5 protein-coding genes and 2 pseudogenes are annotated in these 6854 nt (G+C 59.9%); 1 reads left to right on the top strand and 6 read right to left on the bottom strand.

From position 1 onward, the window contains the following. On the top strand, positions 1 to 516 hold a 516-nt coding region (locus IYY11_RS02055), incomplete at its 5' end, for a transposase (protein ID WP_409455210.1). 12 nt (positions 517 to 528) lie between these two features. Here IYY11_RS02055 and IYY11_RS02050 read toward each other — a convergent pair. The 6 genes and pseudogenes from IYY11_RS02050 to IYY11_RS02025 form a co-directional block, all read right to left on the bottom strand. Beyond that, positions 529 to 903 (bottom strand): annotated as a pseudogene (locus tag IYY11_RS02050) (ISKra4 family transposase); the annotation flags it as partial. After that, positions 887 to 1174: a transposase gene (locus IYY11_RS02045; protein WP_312029680.1), complete on the bottom strand. Its 288-nt coding sequence runs from the start codon at positions 1172 to 1174 to the stop codon at positions 887 to 889. The pseudogene IYY11_RS02050 and the gene IYY11_RS02045, both read right to left, overlap by 17 nt. 444 nt (positions 1175 to 1618) lie before the next feature. Next, positions 1619 to 2956 (bottom strand): hypothetical protein, encoded by a 1338-nt coding sequence (locus IYY11_RS02040; RefSeq protein ID WP_196402521.1) that lies wholly within the window; start codon positions 2954 to 2956, stop codon positions 1619 to 1621. Between the two features lie 213 nt (positions 2957 to 3169). Next, positions 3170 to 3474 (bottom strand): annotated as a pseudogene (locus IYY11_RS22350) (integrase core domain-containing protein); the annotation flags it as partial. Positions 3475 to 3846: 372 nt separating this feature from the next. Then, complete coding sequence (locus IYY11_RS02030; protein WP_312029679.1) at positions 3847 to 4815, bottom strand: FAD-dependent monooxygenase; 969 nt, start codon at positions 4813 to 4815, stop codon at positions 3847 to 3849. Between the two features lie 29 nt (positions 4816 to 4844). Beyond that, positions 4845 to 6842, bottom strand: coding sequence for a LodA/GoxA family CTQ-dependent oxidase (locus tag IYY11_RS02025; RefSeq protein WP_196402519.1), 1998 nt, complete (start codon positions 6840 to 6842; stop codon positions 4845 to 4847). Between the last annotated feature and the right edge of the window lie 12 nt (positions 6843 to 6854).

Here is a 6854-nt window from a genome sequence, read left to right as displayed (position 1 = left end):
GCAATACAAAATCCCCGATCGCGGAGACGGCGGTCCGCCACGCTCTACGTCATCGAAGCCGACATACGTGGCCACGCGCCGGAAGCGCGGCTGGCGACGCGTAAGAAACTTTCCGCGCCCATCGTCGAAGCCTTGAAACCGTGGTTCGAGAAGCAACTGTCGCTGATCTCGTCAGGCTCCACGTTGGCCACGGACATCCGCTACGCGTTGAGCCACTGGGCCGGTCTCACCAGGTTCCTGGAGGACGGCCGCCTCGAGCTGGATACGAACCCGGTCGAAAACGCCATCAGACCCGTGGCTCTTACGCGAAAAAATGCGTTATTCGCCGGGCACGAAGTCGGAGCTCAAAACTGGGCGCTGCTCGCCTCCATCGTCGCGACGTGCAAACTAAACAACCTTGATCCCGTCGCCTACATCGCCAAAACGCTGCAAGCCATTCTCGACGGACATCCTCAAAGCCGCATCGACGAACTGATGCCGTGGAGCTTCGTCGCCGCGTCAAGCCTCGCCGCATAGGTGATCGGAAAGGCGCTTACGATCATTTGGCAGATCAAGCTCGACCTGCTCGCGCTCGTCAGCGTGTGGCGGATCGAACCAGGCGCGATCTCGCGCCTTTTCATCGAGCCGTTTGCCGAGAGCGAGCGTGCGATGGCGAACCGTGACGAAGGACTCAGACGATTTGACGGGCAAAAACTCCGCGATGACATCTGCCGCTTTGCGGTAAGGCATCAAACTGCCAAGGCGAGCCGACAGCTCCATCAATTCCGGCGTCGCCTGGTCGGGGCAAAAATCCCGCAGGACTGCCGAGGCGTCGCGGAAATACGGCACGCAGCGTTGGCAATTCAGGATGCGTGGATTACGAACCTCGACGCAGCCAAACACCGTCCTAATCTTTCGCTTCGACGCCAAGCCGCTCGCCCTTCACGAAACCGCGCGCGGCGACAAGCTTCAGCACGAAACCGAAAACCTGCTCGTGAAACTCGTGCGGCAGCCGCGAGCGCGTCTTCGACAACCACGAGTGATCAGGGACTCTATCGCGCGCCGAAAGCCGCAGGAAATCGCGCAGCGAAGAAGAGTCCGCGCATCGCCGGGCAACGCCACGTTCGCGGTCGAGCCCCTCGAAATAGCCGCCCATATGCATGCGGAAATAGCGGCCCGACGGCAGCGACGGCACGCCCGTCTTCGTCGCGTAATAAGGCCTGCGGGCGTCCTGAACAAAGGCGTCGAAGCCAGCGTCCAACAACAGAGTTTGAAGCCATTCGCAAAAAGCGTGACCCGGAGAGCGCGGCAATTCCAATCACGTCAAAACCAGATCGCCCTGCGTGCCCGTTTCACTCGGCATCGCCATCGGCCACATCCCGTTCGAATCTCAACAATCAAATGGGATCACCCGCAGCCGACTTCGTCAACGGGCTGTTAAGGGAGAGATAACAGCGTCGAATGGGCTGAATACTTCAATCATCCAATTGCGAACGGTTTCTCCATTGATCGGTCTCTCGGGAGACTTCCGAGGCGACGAGCGGTATTGTCGCTGTTCATCGTACGGACCCATTCCTCAACCAAGATCCCCCAAAAGGTTAGGCTGGCTCGTCCAGCCACACAGGATCTATTGGACACACTATTGGATCTGACGATTCAGGAGCTTGAAATTCATCTGCTCGGTGAGTTCGTCCTTCGGGGCGAGGGGCGCTTGAAGCGCATTCACCTCGCGCAGACCGCTCAGCCTCGCTTTGCTTCCGATTGTCCCCCCCTTATAGATGAGCGTCGTCCATTGATCCGGCGTATCGGAAAGCAAATCTTTCCCGTCGTCAGAGTTGAGGTCGACGCTTACATTTTTGGCGTCTACCACCCCGTTTCTGTTCCAATCTATAGGTCCGTCAGCCGGAACTTCTACAAACTGCCCGGTGGAACGATCGAAGAAAATGGTCGAGCACTTGGCGAGTTTAGACCCGCCGTTCAAGCCTACTTTTTCGTCCAACTTAGTCTCGTCGAGCGCAGGAAGCGCGAAAGGCTGATAGGTGTAAGAACGGCGCCCTCCGATCTGCACGCCGCTCATCTGGAAGGAATAGTTCATCAAGCTCAGATGATTCGGCTTGTAATTTACGTCGTCGGCACCCCCGTGGCGGAGTCCAAGATTGTGTCCGAGTTCGTGGATAAAAGTTCCTATCTTTTGCTCGTTGCTGCCGCCAGCGGCGTTGTTCCATTTCCCAAGGGTGACAACAAAGTCCGAACCCGGAATGGAGATAGAGTAACCACTCGAGGTGCCGCCATCATAACCGTTCGCCCACACCATGTAGTGAAACACGGGAGCTTTAGCGGGGTCGAAACTGGCCTTCTTGATCGCAGCAAGAGCGCTGACTACCGGATTTAGATCATCGACATATTGAACTTTCTTACCGATTACGAGGTGGATGTTGATTCCCGTCAGGCCGTCAGGGTTTTGAACCGGGGCACTCAAGAAGGCGTTCCTAATCCCCGCTAAGACAACGCTGTTTGGCCCTAGCCCATTGGTGGCGCCGTCGCGCTCCATATAGTCCATCCAGACAAACACGTCTTTATGAAGAGGACTTGCGCCCAATGCGCGAAGATCGACGCCGTTGACGCCATGCACTTCCCATCCGTCCGGGAGCCCGTCTCCATCGGTGTCGGGATTTTGCGAGTCTGTCCCGAGCTGAGACTCTTCGGCGTCTGTCAACTCATCGCCATCGCTGTCCAACGCCATTAGGGCCGCAGGCGCATCCGATTTCAATTGTTTGACGGGGAACCCTTCGGGAATCTGAAAATTCTGCTTTGGGGAAACAAGCGAGTTGCCGTCGAAGTCCAATATCACCCGATTTTCCAGAATTCGAGATGTTGGCTCATCGACGCCATTCTGAGCGCGTGCCAGACCGGCCCAGTCCGGCATGATGCCTGCAGTAGCGAAAATGACGATCGCGAACCGGAAGTCGGAATTCATGACGGCCCTCCCATACGAAAACTAAATTTTGTGATCGGTCCCATCCTTTATCTTCCTCAAGCGTCGGGAGCCAATGGCCGGCCCCCATTCAGCGATCCAGGAGCAATGTTAGTTTAAGAGATGCTGAACTTGCCCCCGACGTTGGACCGGGTTGGCGGAAAATTCCGGCTTCATTCGCCGGCTGGCTGGCCGGGATTGCCGGGCGGAATGAAGCTCTCTCGGCGTTTTATTGCCGATCGAGCTTGCGGACGCACGTCGTTATAGTCTCTACGCCAAGCCTCGCATTTTTGACGCGCTTCGTCGAGGCTGAGGAACCAGTTGGCGTTCAGACACTCCGCCCGGAACTTGCCGTTAAATGACTCGATGAATGAGTTGTCCGTCGGTTTGCCAGGCCGCGAGAAGTCAAGTGTCACGCCGCGCATGAAAGCCCATAGATCGAGTTCCTTGCTTACAAACTCCGGCACATTTTCCAGCCGGATCGCCTTCGGCAGGCCAATATCCCGGGTCGCTCGTTCGAGAACTTTTTCAGGCCACATCATAAAGCCGGATATACGTCAGCAGTTGCGACCGAAAGTCGAACTGTCAAAGCTATTGTAATCGGGCGGGGTTCCTATTGGTTTCGGTGCCGAGCTGGTGTCGGTTCAATGCTGATTGACAGAAAGTCTTGGCAGCCGCCGTCTCCGGCCACGACGATGTCGTCCTCGATATCCCGCCGCGCGTCATCGGTGCGACGCGCAGACTCGCCCGATCGCGCCGTGTCACGGGACGCCCCATGCCGAACGAACTTTGGCCGTGTCGCGCTCCATTTGCAAAGAAGATCAATCCCGTGAATGCATTTGAACGACGCGCAAATTGAAATCGCGACTTACGAACAATCGCTGCACGATCACTCAAAAATCCGGTCGGTTCTGAAGAAACCTTCCCGGCCAGGCTCTGTTTCCGTATACTTTGTCGCGGCCCGCCTCCGATAAAAGGAACGTAGCAGTTGCGGCGTCGGAATATGATTTCGCCGCAGTCGGGCTCAATTGATCTGCTGACAAGAGAGTTCCAGTCGCCACAAGTGCTGATGACAGCGCGTTGAACAGCCCCTGCGAGGCGATCGGGTCGAACGCGATTGCCGCGTCCCCCACCGCGATCCAGCCCTCGCCTGCCGCCTCCGAGAGAAGGCTCGCGGAGGCGTCCACTGTGCGCAACACCGTTCCCGCCCGCGTTCGGGACGGGCGGATCCGCCAAGTCTGCGCGCGTCCGCCGGGTCCATGGATTCGATATGACCAGCTCGACCCGTCGCTCCGGTAGTCGAGCCACGAGGCGCCGGCGTTCGGACTACTATCGATATTCTCCACCAGTTCGGCGACCCGGCGGTCCCGAGCGATCACGCGCGCGCCCCTACGACGTCCGATCGCGGCGGCGCGGCCCGTGGCGTCCACGACAACGTCGGCGCGTATGAGTGTCGTCACGCCGCTGACGCTCTCGCGAAAAATGATGCCTCCGTCCGGCGCAACGCCCGTCGCGCGCAACCGGCGGAACGTAACGCCGGCATCGATCGCAGCCGCACGAAGGCGCCCATCGAAACGGGCGCGGTCGACGACATAGCCGAGCCGGTATGGATGCCGCAGGAAGTCTACGTAGTCAGTTTCCCCGGAACCTCGCGTCCTGCGAATGCCGCAACACCGTCGGGCGACCGCAGGATCATTGAGCAGCGGCTCCAGCCCGACCGCCGCGACGGTGGCAAGCGACGCCGGAGCGAGAAGCTCGAGGCGAGTCGCCGTCGCCGCGCCCGGATCTGCAAGGATTACCTCGCGGCCCTTGAGAGCGAGGAGGCGCGCCACGGTAGCGCCTGCAGGTCCCGCTCCCACCACGAGGCAGGGGGTACGCAGCGTTTCCAGTTTCAAATTTCGCCCTGGCGATAGCTTCGTTTCGGCGGCGGTGCCGTTGTCCTTTCGGCGCGCCGCTGCGACAGACCTGCCATCGTCTGTGGCGCAAACAGGCTCTCGATGTCTTCGACCGCGTGAAATTTGGCGTCCGTCGTAACGTCGATCATCGCGCCCTTGTCGCTGCGCCCCTGCTCGACGCGCAGGTCTTGCACGCGTAGTGAATCAGGAGGGCTCTTCACCGGCAGCACCATGCCGAGATCCGCCCATTCTGTGATCATCTTCGACAGCCTGTCAAAGTAATCCGTGCCGCGAATATCGCGCAGCCAATCGACCCGGTGCATCAGATGCTTGAGGGTTTGCAGTTGCGTCGGCGGCCCGCGATGGCTGATCGCCGCCGCACGCAGATAGTTGCCGTCGCCGAGCACCTGATCCGGCGCGCGTGGTCCCCAGAAGGTCGGCATCGACAGGAAGGTTGACGGAAAATAGTCGGCCGCAGAATTGCACGAGGTGTGATCGGTCTGCCAGGGCACGCCGAGAAAACGGGTGAGACACCCCGCTGCGGCGCCGTCATAGGGGCCGTCGGCGCCGGTACAGACCGCCGGCGTGAGCTCGTCGCCAAAATCCTGCTTGGCGGGGTCTTCGCCCGTCAGCACATTCAGACGGTAAGCTGATTTCCAGAGCAGCGGAATCCGTACCACCCAGGTGATCTCCATCGCCGGATGGAACGGGCCGCCGAGACAATCATGCAACGGCGCGCGTTCGAGATGCTCGATCTGCGCTTCAGGCGCCAGTGTGGAAAAGCTCGGTGGCTGCGTTGAAGCAGCCGGCGACCAGTCGGAGACAAATTCGCCGTCCGCCCACCGCTGGAGGTGCGCGTAGTGCGCCTTCGTCACGGCGAGCAGGGAATTCGCTGGTTTCGGCGGGTTGCCGAAGAACTCATCTACGGCGTCGCCGAAAATCTGGGGGATCTGATCTTCAACAAGCGGGGTCGCCGATTCGGTATCTCGAAACACCGCGAGCACAATCTTGCGCCACGCGGCGTTGGCCGACGAACCGTCATTCAGCTTTGCGATGACTTCAGGATTCCCGGCGTCCAGCGCCGAGCCGAAACCATGCAGAATGAAGAGCCCGTGGTTGACCCATTGCAGCCCGGTCAGGCGCTGGAACAACGGCAGCACGTCGGCCGTGAAGAAAGTCTTCGTTGGCCGCGAAATCCACGCCTTGTCGTAGAAGACTTCACGCACAACGTCGTCGATCGTCACGATGCCGAACAATCCCGGCGCGTAGTTTGGCGGCGTGACGCAGACATAGCCCGGTTCGGCGTCGATCGGCTTGCGCCCGGGGAAGGTCACTTTCGCACGCACGGGCCCGTCACAAACGTCGTCATGCCAGCCCGGATTGTTGGCGAAGGTGAGCGGTCTTGTGGCTGTGCGGAACGGTCGCGACACGCCTTGTCCGCCGAGGAAAATCAGCCGCCCGTCCGAATCGGTGCGAAGTTCGCCGAGATAGACCGGGGAGCCCCAGAACGCGCCGTCGTCCAGCCTGACTGGCGCTGCGTTGGGCCCCGCAATACTTCGGGGTGTCGGTGTGATGTCGAGTCGCGACCTGCTCTCCGGCGCCGGAACCAGTTCCCGGTTTCGCTGCAGGGCTTTCTTGCTGAGCGGTCCAAGGTCCATCGCCTGATTGAAGTCGTACCAGCCGGCCTTGAGATTCGCGACAACGACGCGCCATTCTATCTTTGCCGACGCTGCGGTTACTTCCTGCACGCTGCCGTCCTTCATATGGGCGTAAATGCGGAAGCGGGCGGCCTGACGCTTGATTTCTCCACTGGCGGTGCGGAAGTCGTCGACATAGCGCGCCGGCTGCTCCGGCGTCGCGCCAGGCAAAGTCGGCGCGCCGCCAATCACCTCGGGACCGATGACGTAATCGTCCGCGCCCTGCGCATTGCCGACGCGCGCAATCCCGATCGGCGGATAGATTTTCAGTTCCGAAATAGCGTTGGCGTCTATCATTGTCGGGTCTCG

Origin of the sequence: Methylocystis sp. H62, assembly GCF_015709515.1 — a bacterium.
Taxonomy (GTDB): Bacteria; Pseudomonadota; Alphaproteobacteria; order Rhizobiales; family Beijerinckiaceae; genus Methylocystis.
Note: the sequence above shows the minus strand (reverse complement) of the source record. Positions and strands in the feature narration are given on the sequence as shown.

Excerpts from the sequence above, each read along its gene's own strand:
- IYY11_RS02040 (WP_196402521.1), bottom strand. The coding sequence starts at position 2,956 with ATGAATTCCGACTTCCGGTTCGCGATCGTCATTTTCGCTACTGCAGGC.
- IYY11_RS02025 (WP_196402519.1), bottom strand. The coding sequence starts at position 6,842 with ATGATAGACGCCAACGCTATTTCGGAACTGAAAATCTATCCGCCGATC.